26 protein-coding genes are annotated in these 26,989 nt (G+C 33.3%); 23 read left to right on the top strand and 3 right to left on the bottom strand.

Going from position 1 to position 26,989, the window contains the following annotated elements:
• The first annotated feature begins 50 nt into the window (after positions 1-50).
• The 13 genes from HH304_RS04750 to HH304_RS04690 all read left to right on the top strand — a co-directional run bounded on the left by HH304_RS04750 (position 51) and on the right by HH304_RS04690 (position 10,391).
• Positions 51-1,133 (top strand): serine hydrolase domain-containing protein, encoded by a 1,083-nt coding sequence (locus tag HH304_RS04750; protein WP_271711493.1) that lies wholly within the window; start codon positions 51-53, stop codon positions 1,131-1,133.
• 248 nt (positions 1,134-1,381) lie between these two features.
• Complete coding sequence (locus tag HH304_RS04745; protein WP_169678409.1) at positions 1,382-1,891, top strand: hypothetical protein; 510 nt, start codon at positions 1,382-1,384, stop codon at positions 1,889-1,891.
• Positions 1,892-1,955: 64 nt separating this feature from the next.
• Positions 1,956-2,558 (top strand): DUF6630 family protein, encoded by a 603-nt coding sequence (locus tag HH304_RS04740; RefSeq protein WP_169678404.1) that lies wholly within the window; start codon positions 1,956-1,958, stop codon positions 2,556-2,558.
• Positions 2,559-2,597: 39 nt separating this feature from the next.
• Positions 2,598-3,488, top strand: a complete 891-nt coding sequence (locus HH304_RS04735) for a TolB family protein (RefSeq protein ID WP_169678398.1) — start codon at positions 2,598-2,600, stop codon at positions 3,486-3,488.
• A 175-nt stretch (positions 3,489-3,663) separates the two neighbouring features.
• On the top strand, positions 3,664-4,038 hold the full coding sequence (locus HH304_RS04730; RefSeq protein WP_169678396.1) for a hypothetical protein: 375 nt from the start codon (positions 3,664-3,666) through the stop codon (positions 4,036-4,038).
• Between the two features lie 49 nt (positions 4,039-4,087).
• Positions 4,088-4,636 (top strand): hypothetical protein, encoded by a 549-nt coding sequence (locus HH304_RS04725; protein ID WP_169678393.1) that lies wholly within the window; start codon positions 4,088-4,090, stop codon positions 4,634-4,636.
• Between the two features lie 302 nt (positions 4,637-4,938).
• The gene (locus HH304_RS04720) at positions 4,939-5,757 is read left to right on the top strand and encodes a hypothetical protein (protein WP_169678391.1); all 819 of its coding nucleotides are present in this window, start codon (positions 4,939-4,941) and stop codon (positions 5,755-5,757) included.
• Between the two features lie 72 nt (positions 5,758-5,829).
• On the top strand, positions 5,830-6,474 hold the full coding sequence (locus HH304_RS04715; RefSeq protein ID WP_169678384.1) for a hypothetical protein: 645 nt from the start codon (positions 5,830-5,832) through the stop codon (positions 6,472-6,474).
• 80 nt (positions 6,475-6,554) lie between these two features.
• Complete coding sequence (locus HH304_RS04710) at positions 6,555-7,250, top strand: cyclase family protein (RefSeq protein WP_169678380.1); 696 nt, start codon at positions 6,555-6,557, stop codon at positions 7,248-7,250.
• A gap of 102 nt (positions 7,251-7,352) precedes the next feature.
• Entirely contained in the window at positions 7,353-8,555 is a 1,203-nt protein-coding gene (locus HH304_RS04705; RefSeq protein WP_169678374.1) for a cytochrome-c peroxidase, read from the top strand.
• Between the two features lie 59 nt (positions 8,556-8,614).
• Complete coding sequence (locus HH304_RS04700) at positions 8,615-8,992, top strand: Spy/CpxP family protein refolding chaperone (RefSeq protein ID WP_169678372.1); 378 nt, start codon at positions 8,615-8,617, stop codon at positions 8,990-8,992.
• A gap of 159 nt (positions 8,993-9,151) precedes the next feature.
• Complete coding sequence (locus tag HH304_RS04695) at positions 9,152-9,898, top strand: L,D-transpeptidase family protein (RefSeq protein WP_169678370.1); 747 nt, start codon at positions 9,152-9,154, stop codon at positions 9,896-9,898.
• Positions 9,899-9,929: 31 nt separating this feature from the next.
• Positions 9,930-10,391, top strand: coding sequence for an ASCH domain-containing protein (locus HH304_RS04690; protein ID WP_169678368.1), 462 nt, complete (start codon positions 9,930-9,932; stop codon positions 10,389-10,391).
• A gap of 77 nt (positions 10,392-10,468) precedes the next feature.
• Here the strand turns inward: HH304_RS04690 and HH304_RS04685 are convergent, their stop codons facing one another.
• Genes HH304_RS04685 through HH304_RS04675 form a run of 3 tightly spaced genes read right to left on the bottom strand, consistent with a single transcriptional unit; the run spans position 10,469 to position 17,730 of the window.
• Positions 10,469-15,721, bottom strand: a complete 5,253-nt coding sequence (locus HH304_RS04685) for an ATP-binding sensor histidine kinase (RefSeq protein WP_169678361.1) — start codon at positions 15,719-15,721, stop codon at positions 10,469-10,471.
• Positions 15,722-15,734: 13 nt separating this feature from the next.
• On the bottom strand, positions 15,735-16,415 hold the full coding sequence (locus HH304_RS04680; RefSeq protein ID WP_169678358.1) for a DUF6989 domain-containing protein: 681 nt from the start codon (positions 16,413-16,415) through the stop codon (positions 15,735-15,737).
• A 10-nt stretch (positions 16,416-16,425) separates the two neighbouring features.
• On the bottom strand, positions 16,426-17,730 hold the full coding sequence (locus HH304_RS04675) for an oxygenase MpaB family protein (protein ID WP_169678356.1): 1,305 nt from the start codon (positions 17,728-17,730) through the stop codon (positions 16,426-16,428).
• Between the two features lie 422 nt (positions 17,731-18,152).
• On the opposite strand from HH304_RS04675, the gene HH304_RS04670 reads away from it, so the two are divergent.
• The 10 genes from HH304_RS04670 to HH304_RS04625 all read left to right on the top strand — a co-directional run bounded on the left by HH304_RS04670 (position 18,153) and on the right by HH304_RS04625 (position 26,951).
• Entirely contained in the window at positions 18,153-18,767 is a 615-nt protein-coding gene (locus HH304_RS04670; RefSeq protein ID WP_169678346.1) for a hypothetical protein, read from the top strand.
• 76 nt (positions 18,768-18,843) lie between these two features.
• Entirely contained in the window at positions 18,844-19,548 is a 705-nt protein-coding gene (locus HH304_RS04665; RefSeq protein ID WP_169678344.1) for a hypothetical protein, read from the top strand.
• 8 nt (positions 19,549-19,556) lie between these two features.
• Positions 19,557-20,246, top strand: a complete 690-nt coding sequence (locus HH304_RS04660; protein ID WP_169678336.1) for an HAD family hydrolase — start codon at positions 19,557-19,559, stop codon at positions 20,244-20,246.
• A gap of 1 nt (position 20,247) precedes the next feature.
• Entirely contained in the window at positions 20,248-20,961 is a 714-nt protein-coding gene (locus HH304_RS04655) for a tetratricopeptide repeat protein (RefSeq protein ID WP_169678334.1), read from the top strand.
• 3 nt (positions 20,962-20,964) lie between these two features.
• Complete coding sequence (locus HH304_RS04650) at positions 20,965-21,432, top strand: GNAT family N-acetyltransferase (RefSeq protein WP_271711492.1); 468 nt, start codon at positions 20,965-20,967, stop codon at positions 21,430-21,432.
• Between the two features lie 144 nt (positions 21,433-21,576).
• On the top strand, positions 21,577-23,742 hold the full coding sequence (locus HH304_RS04645) for a TonB-dependent receptor (RefSeq protein WP_169678332.1): 2,166 nt from the start codon (positions 21,577-21,579) through the stop codon (positions 23,740-23,742).
• 13 nt (positions 23,743-23,755) lie between these two features.
• The gene (locus HH304_RS04640) at positions 23,756-24,394 is read left to right on the top strand and encodes a hypothetical protein (protein WP_169678321.1); all 639 of its coding nucleotides are present in this window, start codon (positions 23,756-23,758) and stop codon (positions 24,392-24,394) included.
• A 136-nt stretch (positions 24,395-24,530) separates the two neighbouring features.
• Entirely contained in the window at positions 24,531-25,193 is a 663-nt protein-coding gene (locus tag HH304_RS04635; protein ID WP_169678319.1) for a hypothetical protein, read from the top strand.
• A 25-nt stretch (positions 25,194-25,218) separates the two neighbouring features.
• Complete coding sequence (locus HH304_RS04630) at positions 25,219-26,178, top strand: NAD(P)-dependent alcohol dehydrogenase (protein ID WP_169678317.1); 960 nt, start codon at positions 25,219-25,221, stop codon at positions 26,176-26,178.
• Between the two features lie 107 nt (positions 26,179-26,285).
• Positions 26,286-26,951, top strand: a complete 666-nt coding sequence (locus HH304_RS04625) for a hypothetical protein (RefSeq protein WP_169678316.1) — start codon at positions 26,286-26,288, stop codon at positions 26,949-26,951.
• Positions 26,952-26,989 lie beyond the last annotated feature (38 nt).

The following is a 26,989-nucleotide window of genomic DNA, read 5'->3' as shown; positions in this document are numbered from 1 at the left end:
CAAATCAGTACCTACTAACTTTAAACTCACTCCTCCTAAATCTAAATACTTTGAAAAAGCTATTCTGGAAAGTAATCTATTCAAGTTTAGGGATCATTTCATTAATTAGTTGTAATCAAAACAACAAACATGAATTAAAAACCACAGAGGAAATTGTTGAACACTATTCCATGAAATTCCTTTCCGATGATCGAATACACTCCGTTTCAATTGCCATCGTTGAAAATAATAATGAATATACTTTCCACTTTGGTGAACAAAATCCCGGCAAAAACAATCCTCCAACCGACTCGACCTTATACGAACTTGCTTCTGTAACCAAGACTTTTACAGGAACTATGGTTGCAAAAGCCGTTCTTGATGGTAAAATATCGCTTGATGACGACATCAGGAAATATTTACCTGAAGATTATCCCAACTTTGAATATAACGGAGAAAAAATCACAATAAAAAATCTGATTACTCATACAGGTGGCTTCCCAAATATGATTCCAACAATGGCCAATAAAAATGAATTTTGGGAAGGGTTACATCAGGTAACAATCAACTCCGAGCCTGGAACAGAATTTCATTACTCAAATACTGCTCCTGAAATCACAGCCTTCATTCTTGAGCAAGCTTATGGTATTCAATATCAAAAGCTTGTGCAAAATTTCATTCTCAGTCCAAATGATATGACTAATACAAAGTTCAATCTAAACGAAAGGGATAAAGAATTATTGATTCAAGGATACAATGGAGACAATGAACCTCAAGAACATTATCAAAACAATCTATGGGGAGGTATTTCAGGGCTTCATTCTAACACTTTAGATTTAATTAAGTATATAAAATACCTCCTGAATGATTCAATTCCTGAAGTTAAGGAGTCACATAAAAACTGCTTTAGTACCCAATATGATTTTGACATTGGATACCACTGGAATATAGTTAAAATAGATGGCGAAATATGCTATCGTCATCACGGAGGGATATGGGGAATGCAAAATTGGTTTATGGTTTTCCCGGAATCTAATATAGGAATAGCAGTATTATCAAATGCCAGCTTCCAGGGCAATTTATTATCGCCTGGTATAGATGAAAGACTTGAAGATTTAGCACTGAATATTAAAAAGGAATTATCAGCACGATAATAACTATTAACCAATAGTTAATTAATAATGAGTTCTAGCAAAATAGGGCAATGTTAAAAGTTATCAAAACAACCTTTGTTTTTAAGTTTGAAACCAATTATTTTCAGTAAACTCACTAAATAAATATAGTTCCTACAAGCTAATAGAATTAAACTTTGTATTATCATCCTAAAAAGGATGTAAATGAAGCAATATAGGTCCTGACACACTATTAAAAGTGTTTAGTTCAACTAATAATACATAATATAATGTATCCGGAATTTAATAAAACTATAAGTGATGCTGATCCTGAACATGAGCTAATTTGGGATGAGTATAAATATCGGCATGAGCTAATTTGGAAACATATGATAAGATCATCTGTTATTATAATAGGGATAATTATATTGCCGTTTTCAAAAGATTTTCTTCAAGATAAAATAGTTCAAACTCCTTGGTTACTCATATTTTTAGGAGTTGCATCAATTATTTATATTCTTTTCACATTTCATGTTATTAATAAAGAGTTACTTTTATTTGAAGAAATTAAAATTGTTCATAGAAGAAAACAATTTTTGAAATTTGGTATACATAAAAAATACAATGATCAAATATGGCAAGAAAAAGAAAAGAAAAAACAAAATCAGTGGTTGAATAAATATCTTGGTATCGGCTTTCAATTGAGAGTTAACATATACTTAGGGTTTTTATTGATAATCGCAATAATTAGTTTTATACTAAATTTTTCTCAATTAAACACATATCTACAATGTGCTTGATTTCATTGCTTCAAATCAACAAAAATTCAACTTTAATAATAACAACCTATTCATTTTACAAAATATGAAATCAGTAGTTATTTTTTTAATAATAATTCTCGTAATAGGAGAATTTACATACGCACAAAAGAAATCTGAATCTACAAACAACAAATACGACCTCTTAGAAATTGGACAATTAATTTACCTCGACTATAAAGAGGAATTCAGAGCCTATCTCATCCCATTTCTCGATAACAAAGCTGAATTTATTGAAGAAAATGAGGATCTGATTGATGAATATGGATTTGAAGAAATTAACGTATTAGAAGCAATTTATATGTTTGGAGATTATAGAGGCTTACTTGGGTATATTGATTGGCGAGGTGAAGAAAACGAGAATGAAGTTGAAGAATATGTAGAAAAACAACTTGGGGTAGAAAATTACAATTGGATAAATACACAGAAATTAAGACAATCAGTAGACTATGAAAATCTAAGGGACGGTGAATTTATAATAGAATTATTTAAGGCCATTGATAAAGACTTGAAAGCGGAAAACAAACAACTCCTTTTCTTTAACTTAGACATTGATGCCTATGTATTCATAGCTACTACGAATGATAATTTTAATACAATTTGTAAAATAGAACCTAATAGCTTTTATAGAAGCAACAAATTGAATTAATAATTACCACCATAAATAACCTACTCAACTATTAAATAAATGAACAACCTCCTTACCTTCCTACTTTTATTAATAGTTTTATTAGGTTGTAAAAATGAAAGTACTCAAATGGATTTTCTTACTGAAAAAGTACCAGACAGCACACCTCTTGAGTTTAAACCTGAGCTGATCCCTGATAATAAAATTATCCACAAAGGAATATTTAGCCCGGATCTGAAAGAATATTATTTCACCATTTCAGATACGAGTTTTGAAAATTTTGATGTCTATAAAATTGAAAAAACTAGCGGTTCATGGTCTGCTCCTGAAAAGGCTTTTTTTAATAGTGAACATAACGAACATGGGATGAGCTTTACTCCAGATGGAAAATCAATCTATTTCAGTTCAACCAGACCAGTAAACAAAGAAGGTATTGAGTCTACCTGGCATATTTGGAAATCTGATAAAATAAATGGAAAATGGACAGTACCTACTTTTGTTGACATTCCAAATTTAAGAGATAAACTAGTATCCCATCCTACTGTAGCAAATTCCGGAACTCTATACTTTCACTCGAGTAATTTGGATTATAGTGAAATGGACATTTATAGATCCACAGAAATAGATGGTAAATATAGTTATGCAATAAAAGTCCCTATTACAATGAATGATAAGGTTGGAAAATGCACACCATTCATTTCACCCAAAGAAGACTTTATAATTTTTGCAACCATTGGTAATCAACTTGATTTGATGATAAGTTTTAATGCTGGGAATGGAAAGTTCATGAATACAAGAAAACTTAAATCTGTAATTAATGAATTTGGACAAGGAAACCCATATGTCACGCCTGACAATAAATTTCTGTTTTATACGACAGGTGATTATAATGAAAAGAAATGGAGAGTAAAATGGGTTGAAATCCAATCTGAATTAAAAAGAAACAAATAACTCAGTGGATAGACAGTATTATTTCAATATTGCCTGCTGGAAAGAATAATTTCTAAACAGCAAATCTCAAAGTTATAGAAAACCTATACCCAACAGACTGAAGTTTAGCAATAACAGAATCAAATACAAGTTATAGTTATTATATTAACAATATAATTGACCAAACAACTTCTAAATGGATACTACTCCTAAGATATTTAATTCGCTTTTTTGTTTTCTATTCATTTTTATAGCCAACAACATCAATGCTCAAATACCAGAGAGTGGTACCTACACTTACGATGTTGCTTTTGCTGAATGGGATGGCAAATCTTTAGATTGTACTGTTGAAGTAATCATTTCCGGAGACTCAATAACTATTATTAACAATGGTAGTCTTTCAGGTGAAAAAGGAGAAATTATTGAAACAGGAAAAATAGTTAAACACAAACCAACAGGTCAATGGATCATTGCTACAAGCCCGGAAGATGAATATGCTGAAGAGGTTGGCGGGTGTTCTGACGGACCAAGTATTATAGATTTTAAAAACAAAAAATGGTGGACCTGTTAGTCTGTTTCATAAAAAATAAATCCTTCAGTGCCCTATTGTCAATCCCTTTATGTCTAAACCAACAATAAACCAATACCAATCAAAAGTAAGTATTGAAAACACGACTACTGATTATCATGGAAAAATTGTAAAAGCCAAAAAACTAACGGTTGCTTCGATAATCCCAATTAAAATTGAATCGGCATGGACTTTTGTCCAAACTCCAAAACTACTACAGTTTGTTGCTAAAGGCATGATCAGTTTTAAGTCTACAAAAGGTCATTTTCCAGAAAAATGGGAATTAGGAAATACCTATGGTGCCAAAATGAAAATATTTGGTTTCTTTCCTTTTGGAGGAACCCACTATTTGACAATAGCTAAAATTGACTGTCAAAACCATATACTTTCGACCAAGGAATGGGACATAAATGCCAAGATATGGAATCACAACATAGTAATGAAAGACTTGGGAAACAGTTCTATTTATTATGAAGATTCCATCATAATATATGGTGGCTTTATGACCTCATTTATTACTCAGTTTGCTAAACTGTTTTATAAACACAGGCAGAGAAGATGGCAAATTGTTGCAAAAGAAAACATCACTTTCGGAGCTTAAGAGTATTATTTTATATTTCTATCCACATAATAAATTGTTTTATATAAGCTAAATCATATATCCATAACCGATATGCTATCTTGTGAATTATTTTGTTAATTGAATAACCCCGTTTAAACTAACACCGCAACATATAAAACATATATTTACCAGCTATAAGACTATTATTTGATAATAATTCCTTTTATTATAGATTTAGGTAAATAATTAAACCAAAACAAGTGAATTATCCCGAAACTATCCTGTATTCATATTATGGAATAGCTCTTTTCTGGATAAAATATTTAAATAATCATCTCATTATGAAGAAATTAATTTTAGTAATTCTTTCCTCCATCGCATTACTTTCTTGTCAAGATCAAAAACCCACAGAAATAATTGTCATCGGAACACTTCATAACCCAGAGCCAAATTTTAACCCGGACATTCTGATGGGAATATTAGAAGACCTTGAGCCGGACTTCATATTACGAGAACAAGATTCAGCTTCGTTTACTCCGGATTTTAGACAAAAAGAAGTACCGGAAAACAGCAACGAATCTATGGCTAGCTATATGTATGTAAACAAATACCCATCTACCCAATTACGACCATTTGAGTTTGAAGGCAGAAATGAATACCGTAAAAATATTGGATCACGTCCAACTGATCATCTAACGACAAAACTGATAGATAGTCTTAATAATGCTAATCTGTTAACAGATGCAGAAGCAAAAATTCATAATAAATATCAGGATCTGCTAATGCCATTAATTGAGTTCGCAGCTAAAGAACCTAAATACTTCAACAATCCTAAAACAGATAGTATTTGTGAACAACGCCAGTATTACCAATATCAAATGCTTCAAAAAATAACTAACAACCGAGAAGAGTTTGCCAATCATTTTCATACAAAACCTGATGGGGAGAAAATCAGTTATCGTGAAGGATATAAACTTGCTGCCGACTTCTGGGATCTACGTAATCAAACCATGGCCAGAAATATCATGAAAATTACAGAACTTAATGAAGGCAAGAAAATAGTTGTTCTAGTTGGATTTATGCACCGCTATTATCTGATAAAAGAGTTAAAGCAATTAATCCAGGGAAAAGATATAGTCTTGAAGGAGTTTTACGAATAGAAAATTTACTGCGTTAAGTTAAACAAGTCTTTGTCAACATATTACCAAGACAATCTATTTCAATTATTAGTCATGAGTGAAATATCAGTTTCGGGAAATAGTTTCAAAAGGAACATTTTCAGATATATTATCGAATTTATAATTGTTGCTTTTGGTGTTTTCTTAGGGACTTATCTTAATGATATGGAATCTAAAAAACAAGAAATTGCCAATCAGGAAAAGGCTTTAAAAAACATTATCACTGAATTAGAAAACAACCAGCAAAACCTACAAAAGACAATTAATTATCATGAGTTGATAAAGGTAAATTTCGATAGCCTTTTAAAAACAATCCCTGAAGATGTTCTCAGCAAAAACTACTTTGAAAACAAAAGTTTCAAATTCGTTTATATTAAAGATTGGGTAGGCAATGGATTTACAGAGTTTGAAGATACAGCTTTTGAGGTATCTAAAATGAGTGGAACTCTTCAAAATATGGATATCGAGTTGATTCAAGAAATCTCTAAGGTTTATAATAAAATTAATTCTCAATCTGAATTTCAAAGTTCGATAAACAACAGGATGACGAGTCTCAATTCTCAATCAACGACATATGATGTTATTGGAAACATTATCATCTTAACCAGAGATAATCTGGGTATGGAAAAAATGCTTTCGAAGCAGCTAGACCAGAGCATCAAAAACATCAGAGAAATGCAATATAAAGAGGCAGGTTAATATCCTTAATTGTAAAACAAAGATTTAATTTTAACCAATAAGTCAATCATTGTCGAAACTGCAAAGATAAGGAAATAAGGATGGTAGAAATCATCGATTTGAGTCAGGAAATATATGAAGGAATGCCTGTATTTAAAGACCTTCCTCAGGTTAAAATGAGCATTCACAACTCTCATGAAGAATGGGATGGTATTGTTAATCCGGAAAAACGAACTCCTGCTGTTCATAAATTAGAGCTTGGTGAACATACCGGAACGCATGTAGACGCCATAAACCACATGGCAAAACAATATGAGGGCCACTCAATAGATAAAATGCCTCTATCTATGTTTTATACTGAAGGTATATGTCTTGACTTCTCTCACAAACAATTAAATGAGCTAATAGAGCATGATGAAATTCAACAAGCTTGTGACTCATCTAACCTTGAAATCAAAAAGGGAGATACCGTTTTAATCTACTCTGACCATTACAGAAAGCATTTTAACACTGATGATTGGGGAAATGGCCCCGGCATATCAGCTGAAGCAGCCCGATGGTTGGGAAATAAGGAAATTTCAGCCTTTGGCGTTGAAACCATGTCTCCGGGAGTAAGAAAAATATCAAATAAAGAGGTGCACTATATTTGTGGTGAAATAGGCTTCACTCATTACGAAAATCTGGTAAATCTCTACAAGCTTATAGGAAGAGGCAGATTCAGATTCATTGGACTCCCTTTAAAAATTCGTGGTGGAACAGGATCTCCGGTAAGGGCAGTAGCTATATTTGAGGAATAATAACACTAAAGGATTTCAGTAATAATCATACTTCTCACAAAATTTATAATTCGTCGGTTAAACCTTTAGAGTCTTCTTACATCTAAGGTTAAAAATATAACCATGACGAAAAAATCTTATTTATTAACTATAGCCATTCTTTTTGCTGCAATTGTAATTTCATGTACAGATGATATTTTATATCCTGAATCTTCAAAAGACCAATCAATAATTGATAAAGTATTAAATCTTGATTTGAGCAATTTATTTAATTATTCAAATCAAAATATACCCACATACATTGCCAAAGACAATACTACAGCGGGGAATCAAATTACAGACGCAGGAGCTACGTTGGGAAGAGTGTTATTTTATGATAAGGAGTTATCATCTGACCGGACTATTTCTTGCGCATCTTGCCATAAACAGGCTAATGCATTTTCAGATTCCGGAAAATTAAGTCAAGGGGTAAACGGACTTACCGCCCGACACTCTATGAGACTGGTTAATGCGAGGTTTTCAAGAGAATTAAAATTCTTCTGGGATGAAAGAGCCGATAACCTTGAGGAACAAACAACCATGCCAATACAAGATCATGCCGAAATGGGTTTTAGTGGTATCGACGGGGCTCCTGACATAAACGAACTAATAAACAGACTACAAAATCTTGATTACTATAACATTCTTTTTAAAAATGCTTTTGGCGATGAAAACATTACTGAAAATAGAATTCAGAAGGCCTTAGCCCAATTTATTAGAAGCATACAATCTTTTGATTCCAAATATGATGAAGGAAGAAGCAAGGTAAACAATGATATGGATCCGTTTCCGAACTACAGTGTATCCGAAAATAATGGAAAAACGCTTTTCATGGCGAGACCTATATTTGATGCAGAAGGCAAGAGAATATCAGGTGGGGTTGGTTGTGTGGCATGTCATGGAGCTCCGGAATTTGACATTGATCCCAATTCTCTATCAAATGGCGTTGTGTTCACTCCTGACCAGAATGATTTTGACTTTACCGTTACTCGTGCACCTTCATTGAGAGACTTGACAAATCCTGAAGGTGAGATTAACAGTGCTTTTATGCATACAGGAAACTTTCCAACACTGCAGAGTACCATTGAGCATTATAATGAAATGCCTGCTAATCCCAATACACTAGAATTCATTGACCGTCGATTAACACCTAATGGCCAACCTCAACGACTACAGATGACTGAAGATGAAATTCGTGATGTCATAGCATTTCTAAAAACTTTAAGTGGTGTAGACGTCTATACAAATGAAAAATGGGCAGATCCATTTATGGAAGATTCTAATTAAACTTTTATGGTTTTTATTACTCTAAAAGACATGTTTTACTTCTAAAAAACTAAATGATAATGATAAAATTCAAGTATATATTATGCATAACGATATTAGGATTTGGAATGAATTATATTTCATATTCTCAGGAAAAGTCTGTATCCAAAGAAGAAATCAGAGAAGATCGGAAAGCAGAAGCTAAAGCTTTTTATGAATCATTAAACCTGACAGAAGAACAGAAGCCTGAATTCAAGAATATAAATGAAAAATATAAGGCTGAGATCAAATCAATGCGAAGCAGTGACCTTGATAAAAATGAAAAGCATAATCGTATTAAAGAAATACATCTTGAAAGAGATAAGGAATTAAAAGCACTTTTGACATCAGATCAATATGAGCTTTATCTTAAAAGAAAGCAGGAAATGAAAAATAACAGATTAAATAAAAGAGGTTAGTGAGTCAAAAATGGTTGTGTAATTTTGTGGTTGTAGAGTATCTACAACCACTTTTTTTGTTTGTATCTATTTAACTGTTTTTAAGACCAATTAATTTTTTGTTCAAACTATTTATATGATCTTTTTCATGATATCCATTAACCGTTTTAAATGTGTCAAATGCTAAGAAGATATTCTTTATTTGTTTTAATAATATTTCTAACCTCATTTCAGTCTGATTCATTTAAAAGCAGCCAATTAAAATATTCAAGAGTTAGACAGGCCTACAAGGAAAAAGAAAATACCATTTCAGCCCTGCTTGAGAACAATCAAATTGATAAAAATAAGCTTAACATATATCTTCGAGCATTCAAAAAAGAAAAACAAATTGAATTGTGGGCAAAAAATAACTCTGATACAAAGTTTACATTAATTAAAACATATGAAGTTTGCCGTACTTCCGGAGTAATAGGTCCGAAAAGAAAACAAGGAGATTTGCAAATTCCAGAAGGATATTATCACATAAACCGATTTAATCCGGTTAGTAACTATCACCTTTCATTAGGAATAAATTATCCCAATAAATCAGATAAGATTTTAGGAGAAAAAAGTAAACTCGGTGGTGACATATTTATTCATGGTGACTGTGTTACAATTGGTTGCCTGCCGATTACAGACAATCAAATTAAAGAACTATACATTATCTGTATTGAGGCTAAAAATAATGGACAAACAACTATCCCCGTTACTATATTTCCTTCAAAACTTACTCCTGAAGAATATAAAACCCTAACTGATGAATTCAGGACAGATTCTGATAAAATCGGGTTATGGACTGATCTGAAAAAGGGTTACGATCTATTTAATGAAACTAAAGAACTACCTACGATTGGTTTTTTAAAATCAGGGAGACATAGAGTAAATTAATATATAATATAACACCAAAAGCATCTATCAAATGTCTCAAAAAATTGACCTGTTTTGGAATGATTTCCTTAAAGCAAACCCCGGTAATAAAATAAAAAATAAGCCTGAGTCATTTTATTTTTGCGATAACGAAAAAGATGCTAATGAGTGTGCTGATTTAGTTATCAAAGGTATTAAACAAGCTACAGCAACTTCATTGTGGTGGTTTGAAAAACACAACCATCCATTGCCAAAGCCGGGTGATCAATACATTATCACTGATTGGGAGGGAAACCCAAAAGCAATAATTGAAACTACCATTGTCACCCCTACTCCATTTAACTTGGTATCCTCAAAATTTGCAGAAATCGAAGGAGAAGGAGATAAGTCGTTAGATTATTGGAGGAAAGTTCATATGACTTACTACCAAAGAGAAATGGAGCCATTTGGTGATAAATTCACAGAAGATATGATTATCATTTGCGAACATTTTAAAACTATATATACCATATAATAAATAATCGACAGAAATAACTCTAACAATTTAAAGTTACCTCTGTCGATTATTTGAAACGTATAAATTGAGTTTATCTATTCTGTTATTTCATTACTTGAAGGAAATTCCAAATAGAATGATGTCCCATTATTAACTTCACTTTCACACCAGATTTCTCCTTCCATAGCATCTACATATCTTTTTACAATAGAGAGTCCTAATCCTGTAGATTTTTCGCCGGCAGTAGGTTTTGCAGATAGCTTTTGGAACTTACTAAACAACATTTTCTGTTCTGTTTTACTAATTCCTGGACCGTTATCTTTAACCTCCACATTTATCAACTCACTATTATATTTTACTATAACGTCGACTTCTCCTTCTATCGGCGAAAATTTAATTGCATTCGAAAGCAGATTCTCAAGTATCTGAATGAAATAGTTTTTATCAAGATTTACATAACCTGCGTCATTGTTTAATTCATATCGCAATTTGATATCCTTTTCCTTTGCAGCCGGTAAAAATGAATTAACTACCTGTTCAATTTGATTAATAGCATCAAATCGCTCCATGCTCAATTCGATCTTCTTAGCTTCGAGTGCACTGATATCCAAAATCCTGGTGATCATATTATTTAGGCGATCCGTAGCTCCAATCATCTTGTCCGCACAGTCAACAACATTTTCATTTTTAGTTTCAAGCTTAATTATCTGTGCTAGCCCTTTCATTTGATTAAGCGGACTTCTCAAATCATGAGAAACAACATTAATCAGATCATCTTTTTCCTGATTTAGGTTAATAAGCTCAACATTTTTGATTTTAAGCTCATTTCTTTGCTGCTCAAGTTCTTTTGTCCTTTCTTCTACCTTTTGTTCAAGGCTATCATAAAGCATTGCATTTTCTAATGAAACTGCCATTTGCCCAGAAAGAAGCTTTAGAATCTCAACCCTACGAACATTAAAAACTCCTGTGCTCAGATTATTTTCCAGATGAATAAAACCAATTGTCTTTTTCTTTTTAACAATCGGAAAACAAAGCATTGAGAGACAATTATTTGTTTTGATATACTCATCATCAACAAATCGATCATCACTTTGCGCATCATCAATAACCAGAGTCTTTTCGGTTCTTTTCACAAACTGAATGATACGCTCCGAATATAGAAGACCCTTGGTTACATTATCTTCTGATGGATCTGTAATTTCTCCATGCTCATTAATTACTGCCTGAACCTCAAGTTGATTATCTACATTTAAAATAAAAACACCACTTTGTGCTCCCGCATTTTGAGTAACAATCTTTAATAATTGGTGAGTAAGCTTCTTAAGCTTTATTTCACTAGATATGGCTGATGCCGCCTTTATAATTGTTGAAATATCAACTAAAGATAAGTCACCACTAAGTTCATTATAAGTAGTTGAGACAACAGTGCCATGTGAAGACAATTTATCTTTAAAACCGGCATAATTATCTAATTTCTTCAGCTTGATAGCTACTCCCCAATTTTTATATGCTGAGTAAGCCTTCGCAAAATGTTCTGCTTTTTTACCTACATTACCAATTTCACTATAAAAATCGCCTGCTAACTCATATGCTATAGCAAGGTCATTGATGTAGTGGTTTTTAGTAGCTTCAACAACACATATTTCATATAGTTCTTGAGCTTTTTCAAAATCACCTGTGATAATATGCTGTGTTCCTGCCTCAATAATCAGATATTTATGACTAAAGTTCACCGGAGCATCCTTAGTCCATTTTTTTAATTTCTTCTGATTAGCCTTTATTCTTCGAGAATATTTCTTTCTTATTGCTGAAGATAAAGACTGCTTATATAAAGCAAGTCCAATTAATGAATCATAGAAAACATGTTGAGGGATAAATGGAGTACTCATAGCCACTTCTAACTCCTTCAAAATATCACTATGATAAAGAGCCTCCTCATAACTGCCACTCAGATAATAAAGACTCATTTTAAAGAAATGATAATGGAATAAAGCTGTTTTATCTTTTCTCTTTTCTATATTTTCTTCGTTTTCGAAGAAGTCATTTTCATCAAAATATTCCCCTTCCAGAATTGCCGGGCTGTCTGGGTTTAAGGCCAGGTTAAGTACTGCTTGAATGTCAATCGAGCTGTATAATTCATAAGATTTTTGATTTAACTGACCAATTTTCTTATGGAAATCCTTCATCCTTGTTAATAGAGCTGGTAATGAATCACCTAGCAAGAATGAATGGTAGGAATGAACAAATATTGAACCTGCAGCAAATTCCTGATCGCCTGACTCCAACCCATCTTGATAAGACTCCAGCAATATTGGCAAAGTCTTATTTAAATGCTCTTTCCAGTGGCTAATAAAGGTCGTGAAAATCACTTTTGTCCTTGATTTTGCCAGTGTCGAGTCAGGGAAAGATTTTAACATATTTAGAGATTCTTCCCCAAATGAGTATCCATCGTCCATTTTGCCAGATATACCACAGAGTAATATACCATAAGCTGCATATGTGGATATTAAATTAGCTGAAGAACCATATTTTAATGACAATCTAAGCATTTTCATAATCACCAATGGAAACAATTCCGGGGTAACATGATATGCAGCAGAAGCAAAGCTCAAAATAGTCTCAAGAACAGCCAGAGCCTTTTGATCTTCAATCGGTGGGAGGTTTTTGAAATGACTTGCACTTTTCTTCCCAATTACAAATCTTGTTTTTAAATAACTAACAACGATCTGCAATTTCGTTGGATTTAACGGAAATTGGACATTGAAATTTTTCAACACTTCAATTCCTAAATTGGTTGCTTCTTGATACCTGTTTCTCGCTATCAAAGAATAAGTCATTACCCGATAAGCACCCAATTTATCATATATCGTCTTCCCATGATCAAAAATCTGATTACCAAAACTTTCCATTTTGGTATAGTCACCAATCAGATATGCACATTCCATTGCTCCAATAAGCATCTGCAATGTTAAATCATGGTCTTTAGCTTCTGAGTTTAATCCATACAGCTTAATGGCTTTTTCAAAAAACGAAAGAGCATTTTGATATGCTGAAGAAGATTTTGCTTTTAAAGCAGCTTTATAATTAAGAATGGAAAGCTCTCCTTTTAGATTAGGAGACATCTTTTGAATGTCACCATTGTTAAGATGGAAAACGATGTCAAAAATCTGATCCTTTCTTTTTTCGGGATCAATATTATTCATCATTTGCTCTCCTATCTTCAAATGCACCGCGGATTTCTGCTCATCTTCAACCATTGCATAGGCCGCTTGTCTTATTCTATCATGAGAAAACTTATAACGAACATTTTTTTTCAATCCGCTATTGTCAACTCTTCTTTGCAGATGGACATAGTCCGGATTCTCATCAAGTAAAGAAACATATTGATCTTTAGCCAAATAAAACAACAGTTCTTCTACTTCACAACAATCCTTATTACTTATCAGACAAAGTGTTTCAAGATCAAAAGTATCACCTATACATGCCCCAATTCTTAAAACCTCTTTCTTGTCTTCACTTAGTTTTTCAATCTTACGAATCATGAACTCTACCACATTATCGGTAAAATTCATTTTCTCCATTCCATTTTTATCTATTTTCCAATGGCTATTAGCTCCATCACGATGAAAATAAATCAACCTGTTTTCATGAATTGACTGTAAAAACTGATTAACAAAAAATGGATTACCAGCCGTTTTATCGTAAACTATTTTAGCTAAAGTACCACATTGATCTTCACCAAACTGTAAAGTCTCACAGATCATCTCACGAACATGTTCTTGTGAAAGTTCACGAAGATTAATCTCATTGATTTTAACTGTGTCTCTTAATTCATTTATTGCTAAAGCTGTAGGATGTGCATCATCAACTTCATTATCTCGATAGGCTCCAATGAAATAAAAGTCAATGATTTCCTCATCCTTGATTATTTTCTTTAATAAATGTAATGATGAGCTGTTTGCCCATTGCATATCATCAATAAATAATATGAGTGGATGCTCACTATTTGCAATGGCCTTAATAAACCTTAAAAAAGTATAGTCGAATCGGTTTTGAGCTTCATTTATACCCAGGTTATCCAAAGGTTTCTGCTTACCAATTATCAACTCAAGATTAGGTATTAGATCTGTTATTAACTTCCCCTCAGAACCCAAAGCTAATGTGAATTTATCTTTCCAGTATTCCAGTCTTTCCTCACTCTCAGATAAAATCAGATTAACCAGATAGGTCAGTGCCTGTACCAGAGCATAATAAGGAATGTCTTTTTGCAACTGTTCAAACTTACCATGGATAAAATATCCTTTCCTTTGGGTAAGCGGCTTATATACCTCATAAATAAGTGAAGTTTTCCCTGTTCCTGAATATCCTGTAATAAGCGAGATCTCATTATTTTCACCTAAACGGCTAATTGAGTCAATTAGTGACTCAACCTCCTGATCTCTGCCATATAATTTTGAAGGTGTCAAAAATTTATCAGAATGGTCTTTTAAACCAATCTTAAATTCCTGAACATTTACCTTAAGTTCAGTTTGATTATAACAATCAAGTAAATCGGCCAATACACCACCGGCAGTCTGATAGCGGTTTTCCATATTCTTGGAAAGTAGCTTTAACACGATTTCAGAGATTACAAGTGGTGCCCCGGAATTCACTTCCATAAGTGGTAATGGTTGAACAGCCAGGTGAGCGTGAACAAGTTCCATTGGATCCAGAGTTGTAAATGGCAATTGGCCTGAAAATAATTCGTATAAAACAACTCCCAATGAATATAAATCAGAACGCTGATCTACAACATGGTTAACCCTTCCTGTTTGCTCAGGCGATATGTAAGCTAATGTTCCAGCTACATAATTAGAAACATTTTGAACATCTGTTTTGGTATTAAGCTTTGTGGCCAATCCAAAATCTATCAGATGCACTTCATTATTACTATTCACAAGGATATTTTGAGAATTGATATCTTTGTGAATAATATCAAACTGATGAATTTTTTCAATGATCCTGCAAATAGAGATAGCTATCTGAAGCCTCTCAATAAATGGAGGATCAAATTTCCGTATATAATTACTTAATGTAAGTCCATCAACATAATCAAGGATTACTGCTGACCTTCCATTAATTGTAGTTTGTCCGAAAGATTTTCTTACACCTTTTATATCAATATCTCTCAACAATTCATACTCATTTAAGATCTGGGTAGTATAAGGATAAAAATTCCTTTCCTCCCTGATAACCTTAAATGTTACAGGACAGTTAAACTCACTATCTTCCTGATAATAGACATGTGAGTTTCTACCTTCTGCAATTTTGTTGACTTCTTTCCCTTCTAAATGAATTAAATCTTTCATCTCTTAATTTTTTTTACGGAGCCAGGAAATAGGCTATAATAGCACTACCCCAGATCCAGAGTCCTTCCAACACTCCCAATCCTATCGCAAGCAAGTAACTTTTCTTTTGTTCAATCATGTATGTACACAATGGCAGAGCTAAAGAAATCAAAGCTTCACAAATAATAATGTAATAAGGAGCGTTCCAAAACATAGAAACATTTTCATACCACCACCATTCAGCATCTTTCGCAAAGTTTTCATAAAAAGGAATATACATACCTCCTAGAATTGCCATAGCTATTGATGCAAATAACAAGCCTTTCTTACGAGTTAATAGTAAACTGTAATATCCTAACTGAACAAAAACATTTGCCCATGCAAAAGGCATATACAATGGTGATGTATAAATCATTGGCTCATTTCCAGGGTAAATTAAGGCATTAATTGTGGAGATCGAATAATGATCTGCAAACAATTCTAATACACCCGCGGCAAATCCAAATGCCAGTAATAACAATATCAAACGGTTTTTTACAAAAAGACCGTATAAAATAATTGATATAAAACACAAATAAGTGATTATCGCAGCAGATGTAGGCCCGGCTTTCGCTAACGAACTTCCGAATGACCATACCATCATCATAATTTGCGATCCTACAATAAACCAGGTAGTTCTTTTATCGACACCCCAGTCAATATCATGATTGTTCATAGTTGATAGATTAATTCTTATTTTGTATTTGTTGCCACGCCAGTCGGTTTCCTAAAATACTAGGCGTTAAAAATCTGTTTTGCCATTCCTCTTCAATAGCCCAATCCTTACGAAGTGATGGCGGTATAAAAAAGTGTATATTTTTTCCTCCGTTAAAATGTTTAAGGTACCCTGCTAACAGAAGCTTATTAAAATACCCCGATATTTCCTGTATCACATGAGAATGCTCTTGCAAATGACTTACCTTCTTTGAAAAGAACTTACTGATAGTAAGAACTAGCAATTCTTTCACCCCTCTTCGTTCTTCTACCCCAATTGTTGATGCCAGATCTATACCTGTGGCCTTAGACATATCTTTAAAAAAATACCACATCATATATTCCGACACTCCGTTAAAAACAGTTCCCGGAATAATTGTATCAATGAAATTATTACAAGAACGAGTAAGCTCTTTCCCTTCATCAGATGGCCCTGATTGATGCTTTAGAATCTTTACAGCAAGCTCCCAATTCTCCTTTTCCGTTTCAGGAAGTAATGACATGTCGATCCCCATCAAATGACCAATTACCCTCCAGCAATGCAGATAGGATTCACGCTGACTTTTTGATAAGTCTATGCTTAGATTTTTCAATCCATTAAGAATTATTGGCCCAAACGACATCAAGGTTCCTGCAAGGTCTTCCTGATTTATTGGTTCACCAAAGTATTCAGTATCCCAACCTTGAGGATTAAATCTTTCATGTTTAAGGAAGTATCTAATTGAAGCATGAATCAATCTTACTTTTTGCAAAGTAATAATACCACTACCACCTTGATCTAATCCTCCGGGAGACATAGTGTTTACTACCATCTGGGCAGTTTCCATCAGCCTTCTGGTCAATGGATCCATGTTCCCTCCCCTGTCCGAAAGTCTACCGGTCATATATAAAACCTTAGCTCCCTTACGACAGGTATAGCACATTGGTAATGATAACATATTAAGAAGCATGAATATTTCAGGTCCAAAAAGACTGAATAATTCTTCTCCTTGTTTTAGTTTCTCTTTATCAGCCCATGAAGGCAATGAACTGGTACATTCAAAATATTGCGTAACAGCTTGATAAACCTCATCAGGAAGGTCTTTAAACATTTCCGGATTATAGCTTTCGTTTGTTACCAGTTTCATGAAAACCTCATTCACCTTCTCTTCATAGCCTGAAGCAATTATTTCAGCTATTACTTCATCAGCTATAGGATCAGTATGTTTACGTTTTTCATTTAAGAAATTGTCATTAATAACCTCAAGGTTAAAAGAATCAACTAGGGGCATAGTCATTTAATAAAAAAATTGTGTTTCAGATAAAAGTGCATTTCTACAAATTATACAATAATAATATTTCTTGGATTAAAAACATTACATATAAGTAAAAAAATAGCTTAGCAACACTAATCATAACAAAAAACTAATCTATTTCACCTAATACTCGTATTATCTAAATCACAAAAAAGTACAACTTAAACTTCGTCATAATAAGTTAAAAAGCGAATAAGTATTACAAAAAACCCCATCATTAAGCTGTTTAAACAAATCACAAAATAAAATCTCTTTGTTAATTATGAATAATCACCTATTTTCGGGCCGTAATTAATGACCAATAATTAATCAACAAAGGAATTTATCAAGCACAACAAATTAATTATTGGTTACCATTAATACATAATCTATCTTTATAGTAACCAAAACATCAACTGTATAAAATGAAAAATTTAATGACATTAGTCATATTGGCTATAATCATATCTGCGTGTAACTCAACTTCTGAATCGACTCAAAATGAAATAAACGAGAAATCAGATTCCATACAAACAAAAACAGCCCAATTAGTCACTGACCCGAATCCTGAGACTATAGATGAGGAAATTAACGAAGAACAAATTGAGGAAAGTGATTGCATTTTCGATCAATCAAACCAAACTGATGAATTTCTGAAAGACATTGATGCATTAGCTGATTACTCATGGAATTCTAAGACAAAAACTGCAACTATTATCATGGATTTAAATGATACCTTATTAATAAAAAGAGGTGGTTGTGATCATTTTGGAGTTTCTGCAGAGTTTAGAATACAAAATAAACAAATTGATTATAACGACTGGAATAATGTTTTCATAAAAGTATTATGGATTGCTGAAGTTCTTAACACACAATTCCTATACGAAAACATTAAAAACGACATTGTTTTATCTAAAATAGATATTGATGGTGACGTAGCTTATTTCTCAGATGAGCTATTAGTTAACAACAACTATGAAATTTACAGGGAGACAGGTGATGGTATAACCACAATCATTTTAAGTTATTATATAAACTAAACCAAATTAGTTTTTCAAAAAAATCCCGAATTACTTCAAGTCGATTATTTATTTTATTTATCAACTATAGAAAAAAATGAGATCAAAAGTAATATTTCTATTACTAACAATATTCTGTGTCAAGACTCCCGCTCAAGATAAAAGAACAGTAAAGTTTATTGATGAATATTTAAATTGCGCTTCTGATAATATTAATGGAAAATATGGCCCTGTAACAAAGTGGGATGCAAATATTAAATCCTTAAAGTATAAAATTGTCGGAGACCAAAATTTTGTCAATAAAAAAAGATGGGATAATTTCATTTCCGAGATTAGTCAAATTACCGGAATCTCCCTTAACAGAACTGAACAAAATGATTATCAAATCCTAATATATATAGGACAGTTCGAAGATTATCAAAAAATAGAAAAAGCTAAATTTTCAATAGATATAAGACATAATTTTGGTCAATGGCATTGGTACACTTATAATAAAAACCATAGCCTAAAAACATATAGTCATTGTATTGTTCCCTCAAAAAATCACACTCCTGATAAACGTGAATTTATACTGAAAAAAGCTCTTTTAAATGGATTGGGATTAGTTGGAGAAATAAAAGACGAGTACAGTATTTTTTATCCGTTTTTTTTATCTTCAAATAAGAACCTTTCACGCAAGGATAAGAGATTCATTAAACTTCATTACACCAAAATCATTACACCAGGTGATAATGTATCTTCACTTAGAAAAACACTATTAGAATTACCTGAAATTGAAGAACTTTCTAAGGAGAAAATATAATTTCAGCTATGCACGACATTAAAATAATAGCTTTCGATGCAGATGATACACTTTGGGTAAATGAACCCTATTTTCAAGAAACAGAACATAAATTTTGTGCCTTACTTGAAGATTATTTACCTCACCATACTGTTTCACAAGAGTTATTTAAAACCGAAATGAATAACCTTCCGCTATATGGTTATGGTGTAAAGGGCTTTGTGCTTTGTATGATTGAAACGCTAACTAATATCACAGACAACAAAGCCGATATTAAGCTTGTCAACAAAGTCATTAGTCTTGGTAAAGAGTTGCTAAATAAGCCCATTGAATTGCTCGATGGTGTTGAAGATGCTCTAAAAAAGTTAAACGGTGATTACCGACTGGTCATGGCAACCAAGGGAGACTTACTCGACCAGGAAAGAAAGTTGCTCAATTCAGGATTGGAAAAATACTTCCATCACATCGAGATTATGAGCAATAAAAAGAAAGGTGATTACCAAAAACTCATTCAGCATCTCGATTGCAATCCTAAAAACTTCTTAATGATAGGCAATTCCATAAAATCTGATGTTATCCCGGTTTTAGAATTAGGTGGAAATGCTATCCATGTTCCCTACCATACAACCTGGGCACATGAACAGATCACTCAAAAGATAAATGATCCTAAAATTATCCAGGTTTCAAATATTACTGAAGTTTTAAATTATCTTAAGTAATATGAATGTTCATCGATACTCAAAGGACCTATTATCAAAGGAAACAACTCTCAAGCTTTATCAAGATATATCAATTACAAAAGTTGAAGATAAAATCAGGCTAATAATTCATGAAGCTGACATAGTAAGAAGTTCATTTGACGATGATGTATTTCAAGTTAAATTAAACAACCAAATTGGCTTCTGCTATTGGGAGGTCGGGGATTACCAAAAAGCAATTACCCACTTCGAAAAAGTAATAGATCTATTAAATCCTGAAGAAGACATATCTTTATTCTTCCTTACATTAAACCTATTAATAAAGTGTAATAGATTAACCTCGAATTATGAGAAAGGGTTTCATTGGAGTTCTATAGCTTTTAATAACATCGACAAATCTAAATCCCCATTTGAAAAGCTTCATTTATTAACTGAATATGCTGGTCTTGTGACTGATTCTAAAACCAAATTTGATGATGATTTCATTAAATTTATCTTGGATGTAATCAATCAATTTGGGATGAATATCAATGTTAATAGTCCAATAGAAGCAATAAATGAAATTCATATTATAAACGGGACATGGAATAGAAAATATTCAGAAATAATCCTTACAAATACCAAGGATATTGCCGCATCAATTGAATTGTATGAAGAATACAAAAGGAATTGCCCTATTGAATTCTACAAAAACCTGGCTAATGAAAAACTAGTAAAGTTAAAATCCAAATTATAATCTTTGAACCTCCCAAAACTACATATAAGCCAATTAACTCAAGAAGAAAAAGCTCCAATGGAATTGCTTCTAACGGCTGACCCTTCAATTGAGTTAATCAACTCATATTTAAAACCCGGATCATGCCATATTGCTCAGCTAAACTCTGAAATTGTTGGAGTGTTAGTTCTCAATACAATAAACCCAGAAACTTTAGAAATCAAAAATATTGCTGTCCATGAATCACAACAGGGAAAAGGAATTGGAAATGCCTTACTTGCTTATTCCGAAAAAATAAGCCGAGAGTCCGGATATAAAAAGTTGGTTATCGGAACCGGTAACTCTAGTTTCAGGCAGCTTAACATTTATCAAAAAGCAGGATTTGAAATTGACAGAATTAAAAAAAACTATTTCACAGATAATTATGAGGAGCCTATATTCGAAAATGGTATCCAGTGTAAACATTTGATTATTCTGGAGAAAGAACTCTAATTATTTATCAATAATAAAACATTTAACCAGGTCTAATAATTACTATCCCTCTTAAATTACAACTCATCCATCTAATCTGACGGTTCGGCAAAACAATTTTTCTTTGAAGGCTCATCTTTATGACTTTTATCAAAAAAAAAGATCATGAAGTCACTGCTTTACCTCATCCTTATAATATTCACTTTTGAAATAGCTCAAGCTCAAATTACAATCACTGGTTATGTTAAAGATAAAACCGGAGATTCAATTATTGGAGCTAATGTCTATTTGAAGGGAACTTATGACGGTGCTTCAACAGATGAAAATGGGTATTTCAAATTCACAACTGATAATTCTGGCGATCAAATTCTGGTGGTAGCATTTATTGGTTTCAAAACCTTGAATCAACCAATAAAACTAGACAAATCTCCTTCTCCTTTTCAGTTTGTCTTGACAGAATCTATCAATGAACTTAAAGCTGTAGTGATTTCAGCCGGGTCATTTACCGCCGATGATGAAGCAAAACAGGAAGTTTTAAAACCCCTCGATATTGTTACAACTGCCGGAGCTACTGCCGATATTGCCGGAGCCTTAAATACTTTACCTGGGACTCAAACCGTTGGAGAACAAGGTAGGCTCTTTGTGCGTGGAGGTAGCGGTCATGAAACCAAAACATTTATAGATGGCATGCAGGTTTTAAATGCGTACAATTCATCTATTCCAAACACTCCTGGTCGTGGCAGGTTTTCACCAATGATGTTTAAAGGAGCAAGCTTCAGCACAGGTGGTTACTCAGCAGAATACGGTCAGGCTTTATCATCAGCATTAATTCTTAACACTAAAGATATACCAAATCATGACCGCCTGGATTTGGGTATTATGTCAGTTGGTCTAAGTGCAGGAGGCACTAAAGTTTGGGATAAAAACTCAGTTGCAGGAAAGATCCAGTATACAAATCTAACTCCTTATTTTAAGCTTGTTGAACAAAAATTCGTCATGGATAAGGCTCCTGAAGCCCTTGAAGCAAACTTTGCCTTCCGCCAGCAGATTAATGATAATGGGACTTTAAAACTATATGGCAACATTAATCAGTCTTCGCTGATTAGTCAGATTTCCGACATCGATAATCCGGATATTCTACATAAATATGCCATAGACAACAAATACCGGTATATCAATGCTTCCTACAAAGATATTATCAGTAAAAAATGGAGTGTTCGTAGTGGATTATCATATACTTTTAACCAAGATAAAATTGGTCAGGATACCCTAACTGTAAATGAAAAAGAAGATGGGTATCACTTCAAAACAGCCCTTGGTTTTGACCCAAATGATCAGGTAGGAATTAATTTCGGAGTAGAAGTTTTTAAGAGACAATTTCAGCAGAATATTGATTTAAAATCCGGGCATCAAATTGAGCCATTAACCTTTGAAGAAACAATAGTAGCTGGTTTTGCAGAAGCTGAGTTTTATGCTTCTAATAATTTTGTCACCAAAGCAGGACTTCGTTTTGAGCATAATAACTTGAATAACGACCAGCTAATTGCCCCTAGACTATCTCTTGCCTATAAAACAAGTGACAATAGTCAACTTTCATTGGCCTTCGGTCAGTTTCATCAGTCGGCAGAGAATCAATGGTTGAAAATAAATCCCAACCTGAAAGTTGAGAGAGCCAATCACTATCTGGTTAATTATCAATGGCAAAAAGAAGGTAGAATTCTTAGAGCAGAAGCATATTACAAGGATTATTCTGACCTGGTAAAATTCGATCAAAACAATATTGACTCTGAAGTAATCAATAACCAGGGAAATGGATATGCATCAGGTTTTGATTTATTCTGGAGAGATAATAAAACTTTCGATAATGTTGATTACTGGATTTCATATTCATATCTCGATACAGAAAGAAACTATTTAAACTTCCCATACAAGGCAACACCAACCTTTGCTTCGAAGCACAACTTCTCAATTGTTTACAAACATTTTATTGACAAAATCAAAACCCAGGTGGGTATGTCTTACAGTTTTGCCAGTGGCCGCCCTTATAATGATCCAAACTCAAATGGATTTAATTCAGGTAAAACCAGAGCATATCATGACTTAAGTATGAACTTCAGTTACCTGTGGAAATCTAATATTATCATCCACGGATCAGTCACTAATGTACTGGGCACCAAAAACATTTTTGGCTACGAATACAGTGATAAGCTCAACGAAAATGGTCAATACAATAGCCGAGCTATTACACCAATGGCTCCACGATTTGTCTTTCTGGGTGTCTTTATCACTTTATCTAAGAATAAAACATTAAATGAACTTCCAAACCTTTAAAATTCAAACTATCATGAAAAAATTAATCGCAGCATCACTATTGACAATCCTGTTTTTTTCTTCCTTTGCTAAGAATAACTTCGAGGAAGCAATGAAAAAGAACATAGAGCTTGTTTACTCGGCAAATTCAACCGAAAGCTACCAAATAGCAATTAATAACCTGTCACGCATTGCAGAAGCTGAGCCGGATCGTTGGGAACCTGAATATTATATCGCATTTGCCTACACATTAAATTCGTTTAATGAATCGAATAATAACAAGAAAGACCAGTTAGTAGACTTGGCCCAAAAGCACCTTGATAAAGCCATAATAATAGCGCCAGATCATGTTGAGTTATTAACTCTTCAGGGCTTTATTTATACAGCAAAGCTTTCAATAGACCCGGCTTCTCGCGGACCAAAATATTCTGGCATGGCTATGCAAAAATATAATCAGGCACTAAAGGCAGACCCAGATAATCCCAGAGCATTACTTATGTTGGGACAGATGATGTATGGCACTGCTCAATTTATGGGTACCGGTACTGAAGATGCTTGTAAAACAATAAAGTCTTCAATTGAAAAATTTGACACTTATAAAAATGAAAATGAAATTGCTCCAACCTGGGGTAAAGGTCAGGCCATCAATGCTTATCAACAATGTGGTAATTAAACCACATTTATATTCCAAAATAGGATTAAGAAAAGGGATTCTAATTTTTAGATGTTAAAATTTAGAATCCCTTATTAATTGTAAATCAATAGAATATCAATAGCTTTAAGGAAGTACTTTTTCAATTTCAATTACAATGATCAGAGTAATCCTTTTAAATCTATTATTAATTTCTTCTTACTATTTTCTATCAGCTCAGGACTTCACTAAACCTGATTGTTATATACTTGTTGATTCAGTTTCAGGAGATCTGGATAAAGATGGTATCAAAGAATTAGTTGTAGCCTACAACACACAAGAAGAAGTAGATTTTGAAAGTGTTCCCAGAGAATTAATCATCTATAAAACTTCAGGTAAGGAATGGACAATCTGGAAAAGGTCAAAACTGGCATTGTACAGTAGTCGTGATGGCGGAATGATGGGTGATCCCTATGGAAGCATGGAAATTGAAAAAGGAATTTTATTAATTAACCAAAATGGTGGCTCTAGCTGGAAATGGGGCTTTACTGATAAATACAGATATCAAAATGGAGAATTTTATTTGATTGGCTATACCAGCTTTGGTGGAAAGCTTTGTGAATATTGGGAATCAGTGGATTTCAACCTTTCTACAGGTAAAATAAACGTCTCAAAGGAGTATGAGAATTGTGAAAATGGTGATCAATCAATTTACAAAACAGAAAGTGAGTCCTTTTTCGAAAAAGGTTTAAAAATAACGCTACAAAACAGGCAAGAAAAAACCATTAAAATAACATCGCCAAAATATAATCACCAGATTTATATCTCCGCAGGTCAGTAACCCTCAACTCAACCTAAAACCGAAGATGAAAGCATTTACTAAAACCAAATATGGCGGACCGGAAGTTCTTAAGCTTAGTGAAGTAGAAAAGCCTAAGGTTAAGGATGGTCAGGTTCTGATTAGAATTAAAGCTAATTCGGCAAACCCTGCTGATTGGCATGTTATTAGAGGAACACCATACTTTGCCAGGTTAAGCTTTGGCCTGTTTAAACCAAAACACAAAATTCCAGGTTCTGATTTTGCCGGAGTAATTGAAGAAGTAGGAAGCAATGTAGCCGGATTTAATGTTGGAGATCGGGTATTCGGTGAAATGCTAAATGAAGGTGTCTTCGCAGAGTTCGCTTGTGCACCAGCTCATGTTTGTGCAAAAATGCCTGCTAATGCAACCTTTAAGGAGATGGCAGCTGTTCCAATTGCAGGTCTAACCGCTTTGCAAGCTTTAATTACTCATGGCAAACTTAAAAAAGGTGAGTCTGTTCTTATAAACGGATCTTCCGGAGGAGTGGGACATTTTGCAATTCAGATTGCAAAAGCTTTTGGAGGTGAGGTCACAGCAATTTGTTCTTCAAAAAATATTGATTTTGTAAAGTCCATCGGGGCAGACCATGCCATTGCCTATGATAAAGTTGACATCCACGGCCTTGATAAAAAGTATGATCTTGTAATTGACAATCATGGAAACCTTAATTTTTCAGATTTTTCACGAATGGGAAATCGAGGTATTATGGTTGGTTTTACAACAATGAATCAAATGATTTCTGTGGTATCTAAATCTGCCTTTAGCAAATTCCCTCTAAAAGTATTTACTGCATCAGCAAATACAAAAGACCTTGGTACACTTGCTAACCTGATAGAAAATGGAAAGCTAAAACCACATCTGGAGAAAGAGTTTAATTACAAAGAAATACCCCAGGCAATCGCCTATATAGAAAAGATGCACACCAGAGGTAAAGTTGTTATGGTCTGGAATGAAACTCCGGATTGATGAATCTTGATCTAGAACATTTAATATTTTTCTAATAATAGAGCTATTGCATAGTAAATATCAACCTCTATCTTCGCCATTAAATACTATTAAACTATCAACCAGGTTTGAAAAACACTTATTACACATTATCCGATAAAGAAAAATTACGTTTTCAGCTGAAGCTGACATTAACTTGTATTGGCGTTTTAATTCCCATAATAATTCTATCATTCTATTTAAGGCTTTACCTTCTTCCACCTGTCGCCATCTGGATAATACTTTCCATCATTGCTCCGTTTTTTGACGTACCATCAATGATTAAGTCTGGAAAATTAAAATATCAATCCTTATTACTGGTTTCAGAAGAAGAAAAGAACAATCAAATAATAATTCACGGTGGTACATTGTTTGATTACTACTTTGTTTTTAAAAGCGATGTCCCGGAACAGAGGAAAAATTTCATACTTTCAGAGTATTTAACTGGTCTTTTGAAATTGATTGATTCTAATAAACAAAATATTGATACTGAAGTAATCGGTACTACATATATTCTTAATGAAAGAACTGCTAATAAAATAGGCTTTTCAGCCCAGAAAACAGATTTTGCTCAACAGATAATTTTGATTTTAAACTACCCTAACCTCCTCATTTCGAAATCTTTGGCAGACAAAAAACTTTCCTTACCAAACATCAGACACACCAAAACCTATAAAACTGACATAAAAACATTAATTGATAACAAAGAGAAAATAGAACGAATAAATAGTGCTATAAAAAATTCATTAGCCTAACCCAATAAAGAATTTAAAAGGCTCAAATTGCTCTCATT

It is taken from the genome of Marinigracilibium pacificum, from assembly GCF_012926615.1.
GTDB lineage: Bacteria > Bacteroidota > Bacteroidia > Cytophagales > Cyclobacteriaceae > Mangrovivirga > Mangrovivirga pacifica.
This window is presented reverse-complemented; position numbering and strand designations above follow the sequence as displayed.